A 19,877-nucleotide genomic window follows, 5' to 3' on the forward strand; every position below is an offset into this window, starting at 1 on the left:
TTGTATCACAAGTTACCAAGGCGTCATATTAGGCACTGTAACCTCTTGTTTCCCCTCGCGCCATTGTCGTGCTTGTCGGTGCATCGAAGCCCACTGGGGATCCTGCCTGTTCAGGCAGTCTGATCTGTGGAGCCGAAAATATGAGTACCTATGTCATCGTCGAAGAGCTGGGCGACTGGCCTTGCCATGCCGATTATCTGCTGACCGCCCGCACCTATCTGCAACATGGCGTGCCGACCACCGGCGGCCGACCCCGCATCATCAACCTCTGCCGCAATCTGGAGCACCTGAGCGCAGGCTACTACTGCTCGCTGCTGGCCCAGGCCCGCGGCCACCACTGCCTGCCGGGTTTGCAGGCCATCAGCCGGCTGCAACCCCAGCAGCCACCGGCCAAACTGTGGCGCAAGGCACAAGGGTGGCTGGCCCAGCAGAGCGAGGATCGGATCCGGGTACGTGCCATCTTCGGCCAGTGTGAACAGAGCGAGCTGGCGGGGCTGGCGCGCTATTACTATGGCCTCAGCCAGTTGCCGCTGCAGGAGCTGACCCTCAAGCGCGGCCGCCACGGCTGGTCGGTACGCCAGCAGCAGAGCCTGTCGCCGCTGGAGCTGAGCCCAAGCGAGAAAGAGTTGATGCTGCACCACGCTCAGGCACTGGTGGGGACCGGCGACGAGGAGCAGGCGGCGCCGCTCTATCAGCTCGCCATTCTGGTCGACCCCGATGATGGCCGTGCCAGCAGTGACGGGCTGGCGCTGGAGCGCTTTATCCGGGCTGCCGCCGCCCAGGGCATCCGGGCCGAGATCCTGCCACCGTCAGCCATCGAGCGGCTGCCGGAGTTCGACACCCTCTGGCTGCGTGCCGAAACCGCGGTCGGTCACTACACCTTCGAATTTGCCCATCGCGCCGAACAGCTCAAGATGCCGGTGATCGACAGCTCCCGCGCCATCCTAGCCTGCAGCAACAAGCTCTACCTCTACGAGCTGATGGTGCGCAGCGGCGTACCCATGCCGCCCACCATGGTGGTGACCCGCCGCGGCCGCCACCATGTGGATGAGCTGGTGCAGCGGCTCGGCCTGCCGCTGATGGTGAAGGTGCCCGACGGGGCGCAGGGGCGCGATCTCGCCATGGCCAGCGACGAGCAGCAGCTGGCCCGCCTGCTGGACGAGGGGCTGGGCCGCTCCGCCCTGCTGCTGGTGCAGAGCCGGATCCCCGCCGAGTTTGACTGGCGCATCGGCTTTCTCGACGGCTCGCCGCTGTTCGCCTGTCGCCGCTACCGGCCCGAACCGGGCAACCGCATTCGCCGCCGCAAGCACCCCCTCGACATGAGCCGCATCGAGGCGCTGCCGCTTAACGAGGTGCCGGAGCGGGTACTGCAGACCGCTCGCCGTGCCGTGCATCAGCTCGGCAATGGCCTCTACGGGCTCGATTTGCGCCAGCAAGGGCGTGACTGCGTGCTGCTGGAGATCGTCGACAACCCCTGGATCCGCGGCGATATCGAAGACAAGGAGGCGCAGGATCTCTACGAGCGACTGGCCCGCGCCTTCCGCCAGCGGCTGGAAAACCGGGGCCAGACTACCGCATAACCCGCCATGACTTTGTCGCCCGCAATGACAGAGAGGGCCCCGCGATGGGGCCCTCTCTCATATCAAAGCGTGCTGTGGCTGACTTATTGCAGACGCAGGAAACGCCCGCTCAAGGGCGGTATCTCCACCGTCACGCTGCTGCCGCCGATGGCCAGACTCTCGCCGCTTTGCAGATCCACCAGCGCACTACCGCTGCGCAGTTTGCCCGCTGGCAGGTTGTAGCTAAGCGCTGTGGTGGAGAGGTTAAGCAGGTAGACTATCTGCTCTCCCGCCGTCTGCTTGATGTCACCATAGAGACTACCCTCGGCCACCAGTTTGACTCGCTCTCCCTGATAGAGAGCGGGGTGCGCGGCACGCATCGCCAGCAGCTGGGCGAGCCACTCTTTCAACTCAGCCTGTTCGCTACCCGGCACAAAACCGGTGACAGCGGGCACCTTGCCGTCGCTGCGGGCCACATGATCGTCGCACAAGCCCTGCGCCGCACAGTCACCGCTGACCTTGGCAGCAAAACCCGGCACCTCGTCGCCAAACTCCTCGCCATAGTAGAAGGTGATGGGGCCGGAGCGGGCCGCCATAAAGCTGAAGGCTGCCTTGTGGCGCTGCCAGTACTCGGCCGACTTGAAGTTGCCGCGCTCCAGCAGATCGCCAAAACGCACCAGATCATGGTTGCCCAGCATCAGGTTCGGCATGGCGTGATTCGGGTAGTTCTCCACCTTGTTCCAGCTGGCGTCAAGCACGCTGGCCCCCTGCCCGCCCTTGCCGGACTCCTCCACCGCCAGCGCCTGCACGATGCCGTAGCGCAACGGGAAGTCAAAGGCCGAGGAAAGCGCCGGATTGTCGCTGCTGCCGTAAGCCTGGGCGCGAATATCGTCAGCCCCCTTCCACACCTCGCCCACCATGTAGCCAAGGGTGCCCCACTGCTGCCCTGCCGCCTTGCGCGTTGCGCTGGCCTGCTCCACCTCGCTGCGAATTGCGCGCCAATCATCCAACCCAAGCTGATAGGCCTGATCGAGGCGCCAGCCGTCGATACCGTACTGCTCGACCCAGTAGCGGGCCACCTCCTTGAAGTAGGCGAGGCTCTCCGGCTTGCTGTAATCCACCAGCTGGCCGGGATAACCCGCACCGCCGCTGGTGAGGGCTGGCAGACGCCCCTCTGGCGAGGGCTTGCTCATCCCCACCTTGTTGACGTGGCCAAACACCCCATCGAGGAAGACGTAGAGGCCGCGCTGGTGCGCCCCATCCACCAGCTGTTTGAGCTTGGCATTGCTGCCAAAGTTGGGATCCACGGTGAAAAAGTCGCAGGCGAAGTAGCCGGTGGCATCGAGCTTGTTATCGCCGCCTTGCCCCGCGCAGGAGTCGAACACCGGGGTGAGCCAGATGGCGTTGACGTTGAGACTCTTGATGTGGTCGAGACTGTCGATGATCCCCTGCAGATCGCCGTTGTGCTGGGAGGGGCCATAGCCGACGCCGTAGTTGGCACTGCCGTCACCATCGGCAAACGACTCCACCATTACCTGATAGATGCGCAGGTTGCAGGCGGGTTGATCGTCGCCATAGCAGGCACGACTGGCCGTGGCGACCGGAGGGTGGGTGACCGGCGGATTGACGACGGGGGGAGCGCTCTCCCCACCTGAACTACCGCTGCCGCCGCAAGCCGCAAGTAACAGGGCGGCCCCGAGCAGGCCGCCATAGCGTAACGTTCCCTGTTTCATTGTTATGTTCCCGCTGTGAGAGCAGGCGTCTGATACGCCTGTTTTTCACCATGATAGCGATGCTCACACAGCGGTGTCTGTGACTGAAAACGTTATCTGACTCAACTGGTTAGAGCACCCCTGCCGAGGCAAAACGGTAGTTGAGCGAGAGCCAGTAGGAGCGACCCGGCTCGGGGATGCGGCCGCTCTGCTCATAGCCCAACCCCGCCTGACTGGCGTGCACCGACTTGGAGAGGTGCTCGTAGTAGAAGGTGTCGAACAGGTTATCCACCCCGGCCGAAAGCTGCCACCCTTTGGCAAACTGCCAGGCGCCGCTCAGGTTCATGGTGAAGAAGCCCGGGGTCTCCCCCTGATCCTGACCGGCGACCGTGCCGGAGCCCACATCCACCCGATCCTGCGCCGCCACGGCGCGCCCCAGCAGGGTGAAACTCAGCGCCTCGTCCGGCTGCCAGCCCAGCGCCAGTTTGCCATCGAGGGGCGGCATCTGCGCCAGCGGTTTGTTGTCGCTCTGGTTTTCGCCGTAGACCACCGCCAGACCACCATCGAGACGCCACTGCTCGGCAAACTGCCAGCGCCCTTCCAACTCGCCACCCCGGGTCTGGGCATCGATATTGCGCACCTTGTTCGACTTGCTGTTGTAGAGCAGGTAGTCCTTGATGTCGGCGCTAAAGAGGGAGAGGGTCAGGTCCAGCTCGCGACTGCGCAGGGCCAACCCCGCATCCCACTGGCGACTGCGCTCCGGGTTGAGGGTGAACGGGGTACTGTCCTTGCTGCGCTCCCAGTAGTCCGGCGCACGCTCTGCCTGCCCCCAGGCCAGATAGCTGGACCAGCGTGGCGACCACTGATATTCGTAGCGGCCAAACCCGCTGTTAAGACTCAGGGTATCGCTGTAGAGGGTCTGTTCACCGGCGCCATAGCGGGTGGTCTCGACCCGATCCTGCCGGTAACCGCCCTTGTAGCTGTGAGCCCCCTGCTGACGACCCAGCTCGGCAAAGCCGCCCCGCTGCTCGAAGCGCAGGGTGCGCTGGCGTGGCTTGTCTGCATAATCCAGTTCCTTGCGAAATCTGTGTTGATCCCGGTTGCTGTCGAGCCCGGCGGTCAGCAGCCAGTCTGCTGGCAAGGCGATGTCGTTGGCCCAGCGACCGCCGGTGTTGCGGCGATCCGGGTTGGAGAGCATCTTCATGCCGCTGTTTTGCCGCAGGCTGAAGTTGTCCATGATGTGGTCGATGTAGTTGTCCCACAGGGTCAGCTCGCTGCGCTGCCAGTGAGTGGTGATCTGCTCCTGCTTGAGCTTCAGCCCGAAGGATTCGCGATCAAACATGGGGCCATCCATGGTGCGGTCCGCATAGGCGGCACGGGCATTGCTACGCTCGGCGGTGAGTTCCAGCCAGGTGTGCTCCCCCGGCGTCCAGCCCAGCTGGGCGGTGCCGTTCTCGCGGCGATAGAAAGATCGCACCTCGTTGCCGTGACCATCGCGGTAATCGTCGCTGTCGGAGTGGGTGAACTGACCGCGCAGATAACCGTCGGTCGAGCCCGCCGTCATATCCACCATCTGATCATCACGGCCAAAGCTGCCATAGAGGGCCGAGGCATCGGCCTTGAGGCCCGGTGCGGTGAACTCGGGTCTGTCCCGCTCGAACAGCACAGTTCCCGCCAGGGTGGCACCCTGCTCCAGGGATTGCGGCCCCTTCAGCACCCGGATCCGATCAAAGGATTGGGGGAACACATAGGCGGTGGGCGGGTCCATCCGGCCACCACACCCACCGGCCAGCATGCCGCCATCCATCTGCACGTTGAGGCGGGACATCCCCATCCCCCGCAGTACAGGGTCGCCACCAAGCCCCCCTTTGCGCACCATGCTCATGCCGGTGACATTCTTCAGATAACCGGCGCCGTCGGCAGCGGGCATGGGGGAACCGGGCTTCTTGGGATCCAGTGTCACCTCCAGGGTGCTGGCGGGGCGGGTTGCCACCACCACCATGGGATCCAGCTGTTGCACCTGTTCCTGACCGGCAGCGCCGTGACAGGCGAGTCCACCAACCAGCAGGGCAAGGGGTGTGCGCATATGACAAGCCATACATTTTCCTTATGTATTTGTTTGTTTTGTTATTTTCATTCAACCAACTAAACCTTTCAGCAAGGGAAAGGTTTGCCGTCAGGCCGTAAAAAAGGCCTGCGGCGCGAAAGCGGCAAGCCTCTGTCAGGTGAAGCGAAGGCAAGTTGGCAAAATGTTGCGCAGGTTTTACCCAAGTTGGCTCAGAAAGGCAAACGGGCAAACATTCCAGTAACAGGAATCTGGCGTTGGCTCACAAAAAATGGGGATTAGCTGAAGGCTTCCCGCTCATCGATGGGAGAGATGAGGTGATAGACCTCATGAGCGGATAGCGTGCAGCCAACAGGCCACTCCAGCTGGTGGTGACGGTTGATGAAGACCCGGGCGCAGTGACGCTCGCTCTCCAGCTTTGCAAACAGCGGCTGGGTTCGCCAGGGGGTCAGATCCAGCACACCCGTGGTGCCATCCGATAACACCAGAAACAGGCGCCATCCCCGCACATACTCGACATCGATAAAGACCGGCATCCCTTCGGCTCCGATTGAGATAATTCGCGGCAATTATAAACACCAGCTCCCCATCCATACACGCGGCGGCTCACATTTTACCCAGCAGATTATGCTGTGCTCATTAGTGGCGCGACATCACATTTTTAGATGATAAATGTGTTAATGCCGACTTTTAACAAACTTGAATGCAACCTTAACCAATTCGATCTGTCATAACCTCACAACAACTAAAAAAACGTCTGTGGACAGACGTTTACAGTCTCATTCAGGAACAAACATGACAGCTCTAAAACAGCGACTCGGCCCGTTTTGGCCCTTCGCCGTCTTCTGCGCGCTCGCGCTTTTTTCTCTCTCTTTCAGCCGAATCGCCCTCGGTCTCTGGCAACTGGAACGGGTGGATGCCGTGGCCGGTTGGCAGGAGATGCTGCTGCAAGGGATCCGAGTCGACTTTGCGACCCTCTGCTGGGTCTGGGGTGTCCCCGCCATGCTCACTCTGCTGCTGGCAGGCCCCCATGCCATCGGCCGGGGCTGGCTGCAACTGATGCGCGTCTGGCTGACCGTCGGACTCTGGCTGATGCTGTTCCTCGAGATCTCCACCCCCTCGTTTGTCACCGAGTATGGCGTGCGCCCCAACCGCCTCTATGTGGAGTACCTCATCTATCCGAAAGAGGTATTCGCCATGCTGTGGGCGGGGCGCAAAGCCGAGCTGCTGCTGGCGGTACTCTTCAGTGGCGCCGTGCTGGCCGGTGGCTGGTGGCTGAGCGGCCGTCTGGTGCATGGCCTCAGCTTCCCCCGCTGGTATCTGCGTCCGGCCTTCGCCCTGCTCATTCTGGCCATAGGTTTTCTCGGTGCCCGCTCCAGTCTCGGCCACCGCGCCCTGAACCCGGCCATGGTCGCCTTTGCCGAGGATCCGCTGGTCAACTCGCTCACCGTCAACTCCGCCTACTCCCTCTTCTTTGCCATGAAGCAGATGGGCGCCGAGGAGGATGCCGGCCTGTTTTACGGCGAGATGACCCCTCAGAAGGTGCTCGAGGTCATGCGCAAGGAGAGTGGCCGTCCGGCCAGTGATTTCAACTCCGATCTGCTGCCCAGCCAGACCTTCAACGAGGCGAGCTTCCAGGGTAAACCGAAGAATCTGGTGATCCTGCTTCAGGAGAGTCTGGGCGCCCAGTTTGTCGGCTCCCTCGGCGGCCTGCCGCTCACCCCCAACATCGATGCCCTGTCGCAGCAGGGTTGGGCCTTCGAGCAGCTCTACGCCACCGGCACCCGCTCGGTGCGCGGTATCGAGGCGGTACTGACTGGCTTCACGCCGACCCCGGCACAGGCGGTGGTCAAACTCGGCAAGAGCCAGACCAACTTCTTCACCATCGCTGATCTGCTTAAGCAGCGGGGTTACGACACCAGCTTTATTTATGGCGGCGAAAGCCACTTCGACAACATGCGCAGTTTCTTCCTCGGCAACGGCTTCACCACCATCGTCGAACAGAAGGATTTCGACAATCCGGTGTTCAAGGGCTCCTGGGGAGCTTCCGACGAGGATCTGATGGCCAAGGCCGACGAGACCTTCAAAGCGCTGCACAAGGAGGGTAAACCCTTCTTCAGTCTGGTGTTCAGCTCCAGCAACCACGATCCGTTCGAATTCCCGGACAACCGCATCGAACTCTTCGAGCAACCCAAACAGACCCGCAACAACGCGGCCAAGTATGCGGATTACGCCATCGGCGAATTCTTCAAGAGGGCGAAACAGTCCGAATACTGGCAGGACACCCTGTTCCTGGTCATCGCCGACCACGACAGCCGAGTCGGTGGCGCCAGTCTGGTGCCCATCCCCCGCTTCCATATTCCGGGGGTTATCGTGGGCGACGGCATTGCGCCGAGAAAGGATCCGCGCATCGTCAGCCAGATCGACATGGCGCCGACTCTGCTCTCCCTGATGGGGATCAGTGCCGACTACCCCATGCTCGGCAAGGATCTGACCCGCATGCCTGCCGACTGGCCAGGGCGCGCCATCATGCAGTACGACAAGAACTTCGCCCTGATGCGCGGCAAGGATGTGGTGATCCTGCAACCGGAGCGGGCGGCAGAGGGTTATGTCTACGACAATGCCAGCGAGAAGCTGACCCTGGCGGCGCAGCCGGACGCCTTGAAGGAGGATGCGCTTGGTCTGGCCCTGTGGGGCAGCATGGCCTATCAGAAGAGTCTCTATCAGACGGCCAAGGATGAACGCACCGCCGCCAATTGAGCCAACCGTGCTGATTCAGCCGATAGCAGACTAGAAAAAACCGCCAGCTGGCGGTTTTTTCATCTCCCCATATTGTCGGCCCACTGGCCGCTATGGCTGGGGAAAGCAGGGCAGGGAGCGGCTGAACTTGTGCTCGAACACCAGCGAAGTTTCGAGGTGCACCACCTCCTCGCGGGAGGTGAAGTGATCGAAGACGAAGTTGCGCAGGTGCTCGGTGTCGGAGACACAGAGGTGCACCAGAAAATCATCCTTGCCCCCCATGTGGAACAGACTGATCACTTCGGGCAGCGCCAGAATGGCATCGCGGAAAGCATCGATGATCTGGCGGCTGTGACGTGCCAGCTGCAGGGAGACCATGGCCTGAATGTGGCCACCGAGGGCCTGATAATCCACTTCGCAGTGCGCTCCCTTGAGCACGCCATCCTGCTGCAACTTGCGCACCCGCTCCAGACAGGTGGAGGGGGCAACGCCCACCAGCGCGGCCAGATCCTTGTTGGTCATGCCCGCATCCCGAAACAGATGGGCCAGGATATCCAAATCCAGTTGATCCAGGTTTCTCATCTTAACTCCTTGAACCGCTCAATTTTTTAGACTCTGCCCGTAAACCGGGGCAAACACAACGGCCATTGACATCCCCCCTGCCCCGCCTATCCTTGGCGCCATTCACCGGCCGCAGCCCTGCGGCCACCACGCGAGGATCCGCCATGCACCCGTATCACCCCTTCTGGAGCCTTGAGGTTCCCCGTGTCGACGGTCAGCTGCTGCTGACCCCCTGCCCCGGCACCCAGCAGGTGCCGCTGACCCTGGCGCTCGATCAACTGCGGTTGGCCGGAGCCCACGGAGTGGTGACCCTGATGACAAGCGCCGAGTTGATCCGACTCGAACTGGCGCAGCTCGGCCAGCAAGTCGAGCACGAAGGGATGCGCTGGTTCCATCTGCCCATCGAGGATGATCTGGCCCCCGATGCCGACTTCGAGGCTGCCTGGCAACAGGCGCTGCCACAGCTGCGCGAGCTGCTGGGCGATGGCAAACATCTGGTCATCCACTGCAAAGGGGGCAGCGGTCGTACCGGTCTGGTCGCCGCCGCGCTGCTGATGACCCTCGGCCAGCCACAGCAAGAGGCGATGGCCGCCATCAAGGCCCACAGACCCAAGGCGTTTACCCTGGCCTGCCACCGCCAATGGCTCGACCAGCTGGCCGAGCGGCTGGCGCAGGGCGACTGACTACTTGCCTCCCTGGTCGTAGGTAAAGACCTTGCCGATATCTTCCACCCGATAGCTGGTGAGCTGATAAACGTAGTAGTTGAGCCAGTTGGCAAACAGCAGATGACCATGGCTGCGCCAGCTGGCGCGCGGCGTCCGGCTCGGATCATTATTCGGGTAGTAGTTGACCGGAATGGCCGGGTCGAGCCCTGCCGCCAGATCCCGCTGATACTCCCCGTCCAGCGTCAGGGCATCGTACTCCGGGTGCCCGGTGACAAACACCTGACGACAATCCTTGGTCGCCGCCAGATAGACTCCCGCCTCTTCTGACTCGGCAAAAATCTGCAAGTCGGTCTGGGCACGGATCAGATCGCCATCAAACGCCGCGTAACGGGAGTGCGGGGCGACAAACTCGTCATCGAAACCGCGCAGCAGCGGCTCGTGCTCATCGAGGCGATGGTGGCGGTAAACCCCGGAGAGCTTCTCGCCGTGGGTCTGCTTCTCCATACCATACAAGGCTTTCAGCGCCGCCTGCACCGCCCAGCAGAGGAACAGGGTGGAGGTGACATGCTGATGGGACCACTCGATGATCTCGACGATGCGCGGCCAGTAGACCACCTCCTCGAACTCCACCAGCCCGAGCGGCGCCCCTGTGATGATCATGCCGTCGTAGTTATTGCCACGCACCTGTTCGAAGTCGTGATAGAAGTTCTCCAGATGGGCCTGAGGCGTGTTCTTTGACTCCCTGTCATCGATGCGCAGCAGATCCACATCCACCTGCAGCGGCGAGTTGGAGAGCATCCGCATCAGCTGGATCTCGGTCTCAATCTTCTTTGGCATCAGGTTGAGGATGAGCACCCGCAGCGGGCGGATGTTCTGGGTGACGGCCCGGGATTCCGTCATCACGAAGATGTTCTCCTGCCCCAGCACTTCGGCGGCGGGTAACTGATCCGGGATCTTGATCGGCATGCTTACTCCCTGTACTGCATCAGTAAATATGTCTGGACATCCAGAAGCCTATAATAAAGCTCTTGCCCTGTCATCAGATACCTTTTGTATTCACCCCCGCCTTTGACTAGCATACGGCTCAGTGTGTCTCCTGCTTCCAAGATAATGACCGGTATCAAGATTTCCGTAGATCGACTGCAAGTCGGCAACTATGTATCCCTGCCACTGGGGTGGCGCGAACACCCGTTCCTGTTTTCCAGCTTCAAGATCAAAAGTGAAGAAGAGATCGAGCTGATCCGCCGTCTCGGCCTGAAACTGGTCACCATCATTCCCGACAAGAGCGACGTTCCGCCCAAGCCCCTCAATCAGGTACAACCTCAGCAACAAGAGAGCGCAGACGCCGCCCAGCGTCAGGCCCAGATGCAGCAGGAGAAAGATCGCCGCATCGAACAGTTGCAACTCTATCGCCGCAACCTGCAGCAGTGCGAGAAGCAGTTCCAGCAGTCGCTGGCGCAGGTGCGCAGCGTGATGAGCAAGATCCAGTCCCGCCCCCTCAATGCCATCGGCGAGGCGCAGGAGCTGGTCAACGCCATGACCGAGCAACTGCTCTCGGTGGACGAGATGGTGCTGCACTTGGTCTCCGACAGCGAGGATGGCAACAACCTCTACTTCCACTCCCTCAATGTGAGCGTGCTCAGCATGCTGCTGGCCAAGGAGTGCTGCATGACGGCCGACGAGATCCGTCAGGTCGGTATGGGGGCGCTGTTCCACGACATCGGTAAATTGAAAATCCCGAGCCAGATCCTGCGCAAGACCGAGCCGCTCACCAAGCCGGAGCAAAACCTGATGGCACAGCACCCGCGCTACGGGCTGGATCTGCTCAATCTGGCCAAGGATTTCCCGGCCGAGGCGAAGGGGATCGTGCTCCATCACCACGAATATCTCGATGGCAGCGGGCCGGAAGGGCTCAAGGGTGGCCAGCTCGATCCGCTGACCCAGATGGTGTCGCTGATCAACGAGTACGATAACCTCTGCCATATGCAGGCCAAGGTGCCCTACTCGGCCCTGAGCGGCCTCTACAAGCAGCGCAAGGCGCAGTTCAATCCGGAGTACCTCAGCATGCTGATCCGGTTGATGGGGATCTACCCCCCCGGCAGCGTGGTGCAACTCTCCAACGGTCAGGTGGGGCTGGTGATGTCGGTCAACGCTTCCCGCCTGCTCTACCCCTCGGTGCTGGTCTACGATCCGCGCATTCCCCGTCAGGAAGCCGCCATCATCGACCTGCAGCAAGCCGAACTGTCGATCGCCAAGGTGATCCACCCCAAACGGCTGCCGCCCGCCGTGTTCGAGTACCTCAATCCGCGTACCCGGATCAGCTACTACTTCGAGCACAACAAAGCCTGATTGTGTTGGCCCGAGGCCAACCGTTTAATCCAAGGAGCCTGCCATGCGTATCGAGATCATCAGTACCGGAGACGAGATAGTGACGGGTCTGGTGGTGGATACCAACGCGGCCTGGCTAAGCGCTCTGCTGCTGGAACAGGGGTGGCAGGTCCGCCGTCGCCTGACGGTGGGGGACAACCTCGCTGACCTGAAAACGGTGCTGCAAGAGAGTGCCAGCCGCGCCGAGGTGGTGCTGGTGTGTGGCGGGCTCGGGCCCACTGCCGACGACCTGACCGCTCAGGCGGCAGCCGAGGCCTTTGAACAACCGCTCACCCTGTTCCCCGACTGGCTCTCTACCATCGAAGCGAGCTACGCCAGCCGTGGCCGCCCCATGGCACAAAGCAATGCCAAACAGGCATGGCTGCCACAGGGGTGCGAAATCCTCGACAACCCGGTCGGCACCGCCTGCGGCTTTGTGGTGCGAAGTGGCCAGAGCCAGCTCTTCTTCACCCCGGGCGTGCCGTTCGAATTCAAGCAGATGGTGCGCGAGCAAATTCTGCCGCGCCTCAAACAGCTGGCCGGGGCGCAGATCGATACCGAGCTGCGTCGCTTTTACACCTTCGGCGTCTCGGAGTCGGCGCTCAGCGATATGCTGGATGCCGAATCCTGGCCAGCTGGTATTGAGCTGGGTTACCGCTCCTCCATGCCCCTTATCGAGCTGAAACTGATCGGCCACAGCGCCAGTGCCGCTGACATGGAGAGTGCCGAGCGCCGACTGCTGGATACGATCCGCCCCTGGCTGGTTGGCAGCGGAGATACGGAACCGGCGCAGCAGATCCTTGCGCTGCTGCAAGACAAACCGCTGACTCTGCTGGAGGGAGAGAGTGGAGGTGCGCTGCTGGCGCTTTGTCACGGCCATCCCAGGCTGGAGGCCAACTTCAGCGCGCAACTGGCCGATGAGCTGGCGCAATTGCCGACCGCCGATGCGGGCCTGCAACTGACCATAGGGCGAGAGGGCACTGAGGGTGTACCACTGCTACTCAGCGCCGATGGAAAACACGTCGGTCAGACGGTCAAGGTCAGCCACCCCGACCCGGAGAGTCGCCGCAAGATCCTCGCCTTCGCCGCCCTCGACATGCTGCGCCGCCATCTGCTGGGATTGCCGGTGCTCGGCGATTACCTCACCCTGGCCAGAACAGCCCAGCGCAGCTGATAAGAACCGCCATTCACCTGCCAGCGACCCTATGTCGCTGGCGCTGCGATCCGTCTTTTCACTCCGTTTCCAAACAGCGCCCACATTTATCTGGCCGCCATCACCGATTTGACTTCAATTCATTGACCATTCAGAGGAAATATCTGAATACTGCCCACTCTCAGGGTTGGTGACTCGCTTTATTAATCATTGAGAGATTAAATAACAGTAGAGGAATGAGCCGATCGTTCCGTTCTCATCCAGCAAGGAGATGCGGTGTTAAGCAAAGAGTGGTTGCTGCTATCAAGCGATATGGAACTGGTCTGCCTGCGGATTGCCGCCGGTCTCACCAAGCCTGTCACGGAACAGGATGTGCAGGCTCTGCTGCTCGCTTCCAACTGTCGCCGCTATCAGCCGCTGCCCGAGGGGATCAAACAGGCCATCAGCCTGCTCAATACCCTGCTCACCAACCCTGCCGCCCCCGTCCCTGCCAACCCCATCCCCATCGGCAAGCGTCAGGATGCCCGACTCGCCGTAATAGTGGAGAAGGATCGCATGAGCGCCATCGCCCAGATCACTGCCGACTGGGGTGGCAAGTATGTGACGCTGGAACAGCTGAAAGAGGCGATCGCCATCAGCGAAATCAAACAGGGGGTGAGTGAGCAACTGCTCACCGCTGCCATCCAGTCAGCCAAGGAGGCCGCCCCCGGCAGTCAGCTCAAGCTGGTGATTGCCAACGGCCAGCCTGCCGTCAATGGTCAGGACACTCGCTATGAGCGGCTGGTGGAGACCCCGGCCGAACGGATCCTCAAACCGCAGGAGTTAGGGCATGGCAAAGTCGACCTGCGGGATCTCGGCTCCATCGTCACCGTCAAGGCAGGCGCTCCGCTGATGCGCCGTCATCCGGCCACCGTCGGGGTGCCCGGTTTTACCGTGACCGGTCAGGATCTGCCCGCCAAGGATGGCAAAGACAGTCCGATGAGCGCTGGCGAGGGCGCCTTCATCTCCCCCGACGATCCCGACCTGCTGATTGCCGGTCGGGCTGGCCTGCCCTGTCAGGAAAAAGCAGGCATGAAGGTGGACGAGGTGCTCAGCGTCAAACAGGTGGATGCCCGCCACGGCCACATTGATTTTGAAGGGGGATTAATCGTCAGCGGCGACGTCAACCCGGGCATGAAGATCCGGGTCAGCGGTGACATCGTGATTGGCGGCTTTATCGAAGGGGGCTGGATCGAGGCAGGGGGCAGCATTACGGTACGCCACGGCATCATTGGCCGCCGCAACGAGCAGGGAGAGTACCTTTGCCAACTCAATGCGCAGGGGGAGATCCACGCCAGCTACGCCCAGTATGCCCAACTGGAAGCGGGGGGGGATATCCAGATCCAGAGCCAGCTCAGCCACTGCTACTCCCGCAGCGGACAAGACATCAAGGTGGGCGATAGCAACATGCGCAAAGGCACTCTGCTGGGGGGCACCAGCATTGCCAATCGCCTGATCATGGCCCCCAGCCTGGGGGCCGAGGCAGCCAACCATACCCGGCTGCAGATCCTTGGCGGCTACTTCACCCACAAGGAGCAGGAACACCAGCTCAAGCTGCGCCAGCAGGCGTGTCAGGCCCAGCTGGAGAAAATCAAGGAGCTGGTCATGAAGTTGCTGCAACTGCCCGGCGACAAGCGCAATCCGGATACCCTGCGCAAGCTCAAACCGATCCGGGACCATCAGCTGGCCGAACTGGCCCAGCTCGATGAGCAGCTCACCGCCAACCAGGAGGAGCTGCGAAACTTGATGGCTCAGATGGAGGTCATTGCCACCCAGCACCTCTACTCCGGCATCGAGGTCGAGATGGCCAGCTTCAAACGCAAGGTTACCATCACCCGAGGCCCTACCCGCCTGACCATCCATGATGAAACCCTGGAGATGACCCCTTACGAGGGGCACAAATAGCTCAAGCGGCACGGCCCCATCGCTGAACCGGCCGTGATCCCGCCGCCGATTTTCGCTACACTCGCCACTTCCTTGGCCCCACCGGGCGGGCCACCCAGACTCAGGTAGTGAGAGATGTACAAGCTGATCGCATTGGATATGGATGGCACCCTGCTCAACCCGCAGGGCCAGATTACTCCCCGCACCCACGCCGCCATCAGTGCCGCGCGCGCCAAAGGGGTAACCGTTGTGCTGGCCTCCGGCCGCCCGCTGGAAGGGATGAGCCGCTATCTGGAAGAGCTCGGCCTCACCACAGAGCATGACTACGTCATCTGCTACAACGGCGCCCTGGTGCAGCAGGTGGCCGATCAGCGCATCATCCGCAGCCAGCTGCTGACTGGCAGTGACGCCAGCGCCGTCGCCAAACTGGCTGACGAGCTGGAGGTGAACGTTCACGGTTTCTCGGTCACCCGCGGCCTGATCAGTCCCCGTGTCAGCACCTACACCGAGCACGAATCTCGCCTGATCGGCATGCCGATCAATCTGATCGACTTCGCCACCCTGCCTGCCGACGAGCAGATCATGAAGGTGATGATGATCGACGAGCCGCCCCAGCTCTCCCGCGCCATCGAGCGACTGCCTGCAGAGCTCTATGAGCGCTATACCGTGGTACAGAGCGCCCCCTTCTTCCTCGAGTTCATGAACAAGCAGAGCAACAAGGGAACCGGCGTCGCCGCGCTGGCCGAGCACCTAGGCCTGACCGCCGATCAGGTGATCTGCGTCGGGGATGCGGGCAACGATCGCCACATGATCGAATACGCAGGCCTCGGTGTGGCGATGGGCAATGCCACCGACGAGATCAAGGATCTCGCCCAGCACACCACCGCCCGCAACGATGAAGATGGTGTAGCTCAGGTGATCGAACAGTTCGTACTGAACGCCTGATCGCAATCGAGCGCCGCTGCGCCCGATGAGAAAATAAAAACGGGGAGGCTGTCAGCCTCCCCGTTTTTTCTGGTTAGTTATCTGCGTGATGAGCGTTAATTCGCTCGCATCACTGGTTCGCCAGACACTGGGTATGGGAGCCCGGTTGCAGGTAAGGCGTCAGCAGGGGAGCCATCCCCTTGAGCACCTGCACCGGCAACGCCGAGGTGAAACGGAACTTGTCAGACTGGCTACCCGGTACATAGGCGGTCAGAGTACCGAAGTGATCCTCACCCAGATAGAAGACGAAGGTCGCGGTGCGGTTGCGCGCCAGTGAGCTGGTCACGTTGCCATAACGGCCCACTGTTTCAATCCGGTTATCCCCGGTCCCGGTCTTGCCCCCCATCTGCAACACAGTGCCATCAGGCAGGGTAAAGGCACCGGCTATACGTCTTGCCGTACCCCCTTCAACGACCTTGGAGAGCGCACTGCGCAGGGCGGCCGCCACCTCTGCTGGCATCACCCGGGTACCCTCGGTGTGCTGCGGCTCAAACTCGGTCTCGAAGGGCGTCCCCTTGGCGAACGAGAGGTGCTCGATACGTAAGGTTGGCGAGCGGATACCGCCATTCTGGATAATCCCCATCAGCTCGGCCAGTGCAGCCGGGCGATCGCCGGAGCTACCCAACGCGGTCGCCAGCGAAGGCACCAGATGGTCGAACGGGTAACCGAGCTTGGCCCAGCGCTGATGGATATCGAGGAAGGCTTCAACCTCCAGCATGGTGCGGATCCGGCTGTCACGGGCACTGCGATGACGGGTCTTGAACAGCCAGCTGTAGACCTCCTGCCGCTCGTCACGACTGGCCGCCACCGCGTCGGCAAAGGTGGCCTTGTCGAACTCCTTGAGATAGGCCAGCAGCCACAGCTCCAGCGGGTGCACCCGGGCGATGTAGCCCTGATCCGGCAGTGAATACTTGCCCGGGCCATAGCTGACGTAGAGCTGATTGACCCGCTTGGCGCTCAACTTCTCGCGCGGCAACCGCTCCGCCAGGAAGGCAGCAAATGCAGCTTCGCTGGCTTCCGGCATCAGGTAGCGGTGAACCGCCGCCAGACGTACCGCACTCGGCTTTAGACCGTCGAGGAAGGTATCGATTTGCTCCTCGGGAGTCTTGCCGCGATATTTGCGCCAGAAGCGCAGCAGATAGGTCTGGCCCTCTTTGTCGGCAAATTTGGCCAGATACTCCTGACGACGGGGATCCTTGTCATCCTTCAGCAACTGGGCACGGTTGCCCTCCTTGTAGAGGCTGTAGCGCACGATATCGCGCATCAGCCGCACAAAGGGCAAGTTAATCGACTCACGCAGAGAGTCACGCAACGTCGGAATACGATTGTTATCTTCGCGGCGGAAGTTGTTGAAGGTGTGCATGCCGCCACCGGTAAAGAACCCTTCATTGGGGCTGGCGGAGTATTTGCGATCCAGCGCAGCTTCCAGCATCACAGGCAGGCTCTTGTCCTGAGCCGTCATCAGATAGGAGATGGCCCAGCGGCTGAGGTTGTCCTGAGAGACGGCAGCCAGCTTGCGCAGATTCTCGACCGGCATCCCGGCATAGTTATCGTGCAGCTCGGCCACGATCTCCAGATAGGTAGTCAGCACCCGCAACTTGGCGGTTGAGCCCAACTCCAGCTTGGAGCCTTCATTGATATCAAACGGCTGATCGGTGTTATCGGTCTGTACCCGCACCTTGAACCCTTCCGGCGACTTCTCGAACAGAGTGAAGCTGTAGCGCACATCGCCGGTCTTCTCCGGCGAGAGCAGGCGCTCACCAAACAGTCCCACCTGAGCGGCAAAAGTCGGGTCGGCCAGCTGTTGCAGATAACGGGAGATTTCGTTCTGCAACGGCATGTTGAGGCTGGTATCGGCGGTCAGATCCATCCGGTCGAGGTCATAGAGCTGCACCCCGAGCTGACGGCTCAGGCGAGTACGGGCAACCTGCAACCCCTTGTTGTTGTTCACCCGGGTGATAGCCGGGGACTGCAGGAAATCACGGAACGTAATCTTGGCCTTGAGCGCCGCCTCCATCAGAGGTGGCGTGATCATTCCCTCCTGCACAAACAGGCGCAGGTAGCTGTCGGTCAGGGTAGCCAGCGCCTCTCGCCCTTGAGCCAGATAGTAAGAGGGACGGCGGTGCGCAATCATCAGCGAGACAACCTGACGCAGGGCAAGTCCCTGTTCGGCCAGCGGTGCGTTCTGGTTGCGGGCGGGATCCAGCAGACGGTTCACGTCATCGACATTGGCACCAAACCAGACCCAGAGACCATCTCCCAGACCATGCACCTCACCATATCCCGGCGCAGCCGAGAGCGGTACCGAGTTGAGGTAGGCCCAGGCGACCAGCTTGCGCGCTTCGAGGGTTTCCGGCCCGAGACGATAGGCCCGCACGCTGGCAGAGGCCATCTGACGGATCTTCTCGGTCGGCGACAGGGTCAGGCCATCCGGCGAGTGGCGATACTTCTCCACCTGGGTCGCCAGAGTACTGCCACCGGCAGATTGATCCTGCATATCGAGCGCCTTGCCCACCTGGGAGAGCGCCGCCTTGGCAAAACGGGGCCAGTCGACCGCCGGGTTGGCCAACGGCTCTTCATTGCTCAGCAGATCGCGGTTCTCGATAAAGAGCAGCGACTGGATGACGAGCGGCGGAATGGAGTCAAAATCCGGATAGTGATGGGTCGGATACTTGAATTGATAGAAGGGCTCGGCGCGGCAATCGTGCAGCGTCAGGCCGGCCTGCACCTTCTCGGTATAGGGCACGAAGAAGCCACGACTGGCGTAGTCATAGAGCGCGTCGGAGAAATGCACCTGCTTGCTGACTTCATAACCCCGCTGCAGCAGGCGCTCCTGCATCATCGGCAGTTGCACATAGCCGAGCCGCTTGTCGAACGGGCCATCCTCAGGGAAAGCGATCTGCTTGCTCTGACCAGGCTCGACCTGATAGGTGAGCTTGGCAGCATAGCGGGAGATCTCCTGAGATTGCAGCTTAGAGGTTTTCATCTCATAGCCAACCAGAGCGATCACCGCCCCCAGGCACAATAAAAAGAGAAAACAGAACAGCCAACGCCACCAGGGACGGCGCTTGCGCTTTGGGTTCCCGTCCGAGGTCTGGACAGATGAATCTTGAGATGCCACTTGTGTCAAATCCGTCTGTTCTGATGCGCCCATATCAGCCCCACCATGGTTGCGCAATTTATTGTGTTTCACTCAAGCTTAGTCTTTTCAAGTCAATGGCTTGAAACTATTGACCGCTTTGTAGTGATGGTAACAGGGCAATTCTAAAAAGGGGAGCCGATTGTTGCAGGCGTGGAAGAGATCCGAGCTGATAACAAAACACCGGCCAGTGGCCGGTGTTTCTTAAGCGAAAGCGCAGCGCTTACTTGTGAGAGCTCATGCCCTTCAGCTTGGTGCTCAGCTCTTTACGCTCTTTGGAAAGCTCGGCGTTCTTGATGATGTGATCATCTACGCGCTCTTCATAGTCGGCACGCATGTTGGCAATGATCGCCTGCACATCATCAATGCTCATGCCCGGCTTGATGTAGTCGCTCAGGTTGTCGAGCAGCAGCACGCGCTTCTGGTTGTCACGGATCTTCTTCTCGTTATCCGCAATTTCACGCTTGAGTTTGTTCTGGCGACGGGACATACGCACATATTCCAGTACATCGCTGAAGGTGGACTTGTTTACTTGTTCCATATCGATACCACTGACTTAAGGTTGATAAAAACTGGCCAAGTTACACCTGGAGCCCGACACACTCGGCCCGGGACAGGCAAACTCAAGATGCCCTTACTCTACCGAGTTATAAGCGAGATACAACCCTAATCGCGCACCATGAACAGAGTTTGGCCAAAAGTAAACCAGTTAAAATGGCCAGTAATCCATCAGATAAGGGCTTGATATGGATACAAAATAGAGGAGATGCCAGGGTTTTAGTTCTCTTCCTGCAGATAAATGCTAACACTGGCTGTTTAATACGCTAAAAACACCAAAGCCCGGTCGTGCAGCCGGGCTTTGTATTGGTTCCGATGTGCAAATATGTGGGTCGCTGGGCAAAATCGCCCATAGCAAAAAAGGCCTTCCCATCAGGGAAGGCCTTCAAATTAGTGGCGGAGCGGACGGGACTCGAACCCGCGACCCCCGGCGTGACAGGCCGGTATTCTAA

General features: G+C 60.7%; 14 protein-coding genes. 7 read left to right on the plus strand and 7 right to left on the minus strand.

Features of this window, described 5'->3' with window-relative positions; translation table 11 throughout:
• Positions 1–140 precede the first annotated feature (140 nt).
• The gene (locus AB5Y86_RS15475; RefSeq protein ID WP_021231661.1) at positions 141–1,580 is read left to right on the plus strand and encodes a RimK family alpha-L-glutamate ligase; all 1,440 of its coding nucleotides are present in this window, start codon (positions 141–143) and stop codon (positions 1,578–1,580) included.
• Between the two features lie 83 nt (positions 1,581–1,663).
• Here the strand turns inward: AB5Y86_RS15475 and AB5Y86_RS15480 are convergent, their stop codons facing one another.
• The 3 genes from AB5Y86_RS15480 to AB5Y86_RS15490 form a co-directional block, all read right to left on the minus strand.
• On the minus strand, positions 1,664–3,292 hold the full coding sequence (locus AB5Y86_RS15480; protein ID WP_368193300.1) for an alpha-amylase family glycosyl hydrolase: 1,629 nt from the start codon (positions 3,290–3,292) through the stop codon (positions 1,664–1,666).
• Positions 3,293–3,401: 109 nt separating this feature from the next.
• A complete protein-coding gene (locus AB5Y86_RS15485) occupies positions 3,402–5,369 on the minus strand; it encodes a TonB-dependent copper receptor (RefSeq protein WP_368193301.1) in 1,968 nt (655 codons plus the stop codon).
• 245 nt (positions 5,370–5,614) lie between these two features.
• On the minus strand, positions 5,615–5,872 hold the full coding sequence (locus AB5Y86_RS15490; RefSeq protein ID WP_005335997.1) for a DUF2442 domain-containing protein: 258 nt from the start codon (positions 5,870–5,872) through the stop codon (positions 5,615–5,617).
• A gap of 259 nt (positions 5,873–6,131) precedes the next feature.
• On the opposite strand from AB5Y86_RS15490, the gene AB5Y86_RS15495 reads away from it, so the two are divergent.
• The gene (locus tag AB5Y86_RS15495) at positions 6,132–8,096 is read left to right on the plus strand and encodes an LTA synthase family protein (protein WP_368193303.1); all 1,965 of its coding nucleotides are present in this window, start codon (positions 6,132–6,134) and stop codon (positions 8,094–8,096) included.
• Positions 8,097–8,186: 90 nt separating this feature from the next.
• Here AB5Y86_RS15495 and AB5Y86_RS15500 read toward each other — a convergent pair whose 3' ends face one another.
• On the minus strand, positions 8,187–8,657 hold the full coding sequence (locus AB5Y86_RS15500) for an Lrp/AsnC family transcriptional regulator (protein ID WP_005336001.1): 471 nt from the start codon (positions 8,655–8,657) through the stop codon (positions 8,187–8,189).
• A gap of 143 nt (positions 8,658–8,800) precedes the next feature.
• On the opposite strand from AB5Y86_RS15500, the gene AB5Y86_RS15505 reads away from it, so the two are divergent.
• Positions 8,801–9,319: a cyclin-dependent kinase inhibitor 3 family protein gene (locus tag AB5Y86_RS15505; protein ID WP_043825993.1), complete on the plus strand. Its 519-nt coding sequence runs from the start codon at positions 8,801–8,803 to the stop codon at positions 9,317–9,319.
• Here the strand turns inward: AB5Y86_RS15505 and metA are convergent, their stop codons facing one another.
• A complete protein-coding gene (gene metA, locus AB5Y86_RS15510) occupies positions 9,320–10,267 on the minus strand; it encodes a homoserine O-succinyltransferase (protein ID WP_042053667.1) in 948 nt (315 codons plus the stop codon).
• 144 nt (positions 10,268–10,411) lie between these two features.
• On the opposite strand from metA, the gene AB5Y86_RS15515 reads away from it, so the two are divergent.
• From AB5Y86_RS15515 to yidA, 4 genes are all read left to right on the plus strand, one after another.
• Positions 10,412–11,650, plus strand: a complete 1,239-nt coding sequence (locus AB5Y86_RS15515) for a DUF3391 domain-containing protein (RefSeq protein ID WP_005336014.1) — start codon at positions 10,412–10,414, stop codon at positions 11,648–11,650.
• A 43-nt stretch (positions 11,651–11,693) separates the two neighbouring features.
• Positions 11,694–12,842, plus strand: coding sequence for a CinA family nicotinamide mononucleotide deamidase-related protein (locus tag AB5Y86_RS15520; RefSeq protein ID WP_368193305.1), 1,149 nt, complete (start codon positions 11,694–11,696; stop codon positions 12,840–12,842).
• A gap of 255 nt (positions 12,843–13,097) precedes the next feature.
• On the plus strand, positions 13,098–14,765 hold the full coding sequence (locus AB5Y86_RS15525) for a FapA family protein (protein WP_368193307.1): 1,668 nt from the start codon (positions 13,098–13,100) through the stop codon (positions 14,763–14,765).
• Positions 14,766–14,879: 114 nt separating this feature from the next.
• On the plus strand, positions 14,880–15,689 hold the full coding sequence (yidA, locus tag AB5Y86_RS15530) for a sugar-phosphatase (protein ID WP_064341589.1): 810 nt from the start codon (positions 14,880–14,882) through the stop codon (positions 15,687–15,689).
• Between the two features lie 109 nt (positions 15,690–15,798).
• Here the strand turns inward: yidA and AB5Y86_RS15535 are convergent, their stop codons facing one another.
• A complete protein-coding gene (locus AB5Y86_RS15535) occupies positions 15,799–18,882 on the minus strand; it encodes a transglycosylase domain-containing protein (protein ID WP_368193308.1) in 3,084 nt (1,027 codons plus the stop codon).
• A 208-nt stretch (positions 18,883–19,090) separates the two neighbouring features.
• On the minus strand, positions 19,091–19,408 hold the full coding sequence (gene tmaR, locus AB5Y86_RS15540; RefSeq protein WP_005336024.1) for a PTS system regulator TmaR: 318 nt from the start codon (positions 19,406–19,408) through the stop codon (positions 19,091–19,093).
• Positions 19,409–19,877 lie beyond the last annotated feature (469 nt).

It is taken from the genome of Aeromonas sp. s8 (assembly GCF_040907785.1).
Classification (GTDB): Bacteria; Pseudomonadota; Gammaproteobacteria; order Enterobacterales; family Aeromonadaceae; genus Aeromonas; species Aeromonas veronii.

Bases quoted from the DNA above. Each gene is read 5' to 3' on its own strand.
- AB5Y86_RS15475 (WP_021231661.1), top strand. From the start codon at position 141: ATGAGTACCTATGTCATCGTCGAAGAGCTGGGCGACTGGCCTTGCCAT.
- AB5Y86_RS15480 (WP_368193300.1), bottom strand. From the start codon at position 3,292: ATGAAACAGGGAACGTTACGCTATGGCGGCCTGCTCGGGGCCGCCCTG.
- AB5Y86_RS15485 (WP_368193301.1), bottom strand. From the start codon at position 5,369: ATGGCTTGTCATATGCGCACACCCCTTGCCCTGCTGGTTGGTGGACTC.
- AB5Y86_RS15490 (WP_005335997.1), bottom strand. From the start codon at position 5,872: ATGCCGGTCTTTATCGATGTCGAGTATGTGCGGGGATGGCGCCTGTTT.
- AB5Y86_RS15495 (WP_368193303.1), top strand. From the start codon at position 6,132: ATGACAGCTCTAAAACAGCGACTCGGCCCGTTTTGGCCCTTCGCCGTC.
- AB5Y86_RS15500 (WP_005336001.1), bottom strand. From the start codon at position 8,657: ATGAGAAACCTGGATCAACTGGATTTGGATATCCTGGCCCATCTGTTT.
- AB5Y86_RS15505 (WP_043825993.1), top strand. From the start codon at position 8,801: ATGCACCCGTATCACCCCTTCTGGAGCCTTGAGGTTCCCCGTGTCGAC.
- metA (WP_042053667.1), bottom strand. From the start codon at position 10,267: ATGCCGATCAAGATCCCGGATCAGTTACCCGCCGCCGAAGTGCTGGGG.
- AB5Y86_RS15515 (WP_005336014.1), top strand. From the start codon at position 10,412: ATGACCGGTATCAAGATTTCCGTAGATCGACTGCAAGTCGGCAACTAT.
- AB5Y86_RS15520 (WP_368193305.1), top strand. From the start codon at position 11,694: ATGCGTATCGAGATCATCAGTACCGGAGACGAGATAGTGACGGGTCTG.
- yidA (WP_064341589.1), top strand. From the start codon at position 14,880: ATGTACAAGCTGATCGCATTGGATATGGATGGCACCCTGCTCAACCCG.
- AB5Y86_RS15535 (WP_368193308.1), bottom strand. From the start codon at position 18,882: ATGGGCGCATCAGAACAGACGGATTTGACACAAGTGGCATCTCAAGAT.
- tmaR (WP_005336024.1), bottom strand. From the start codon at position 19,408: ATGGAACAAGTAAACAAGTCCACCTTCAGCGATGTACTGGAATATGTG.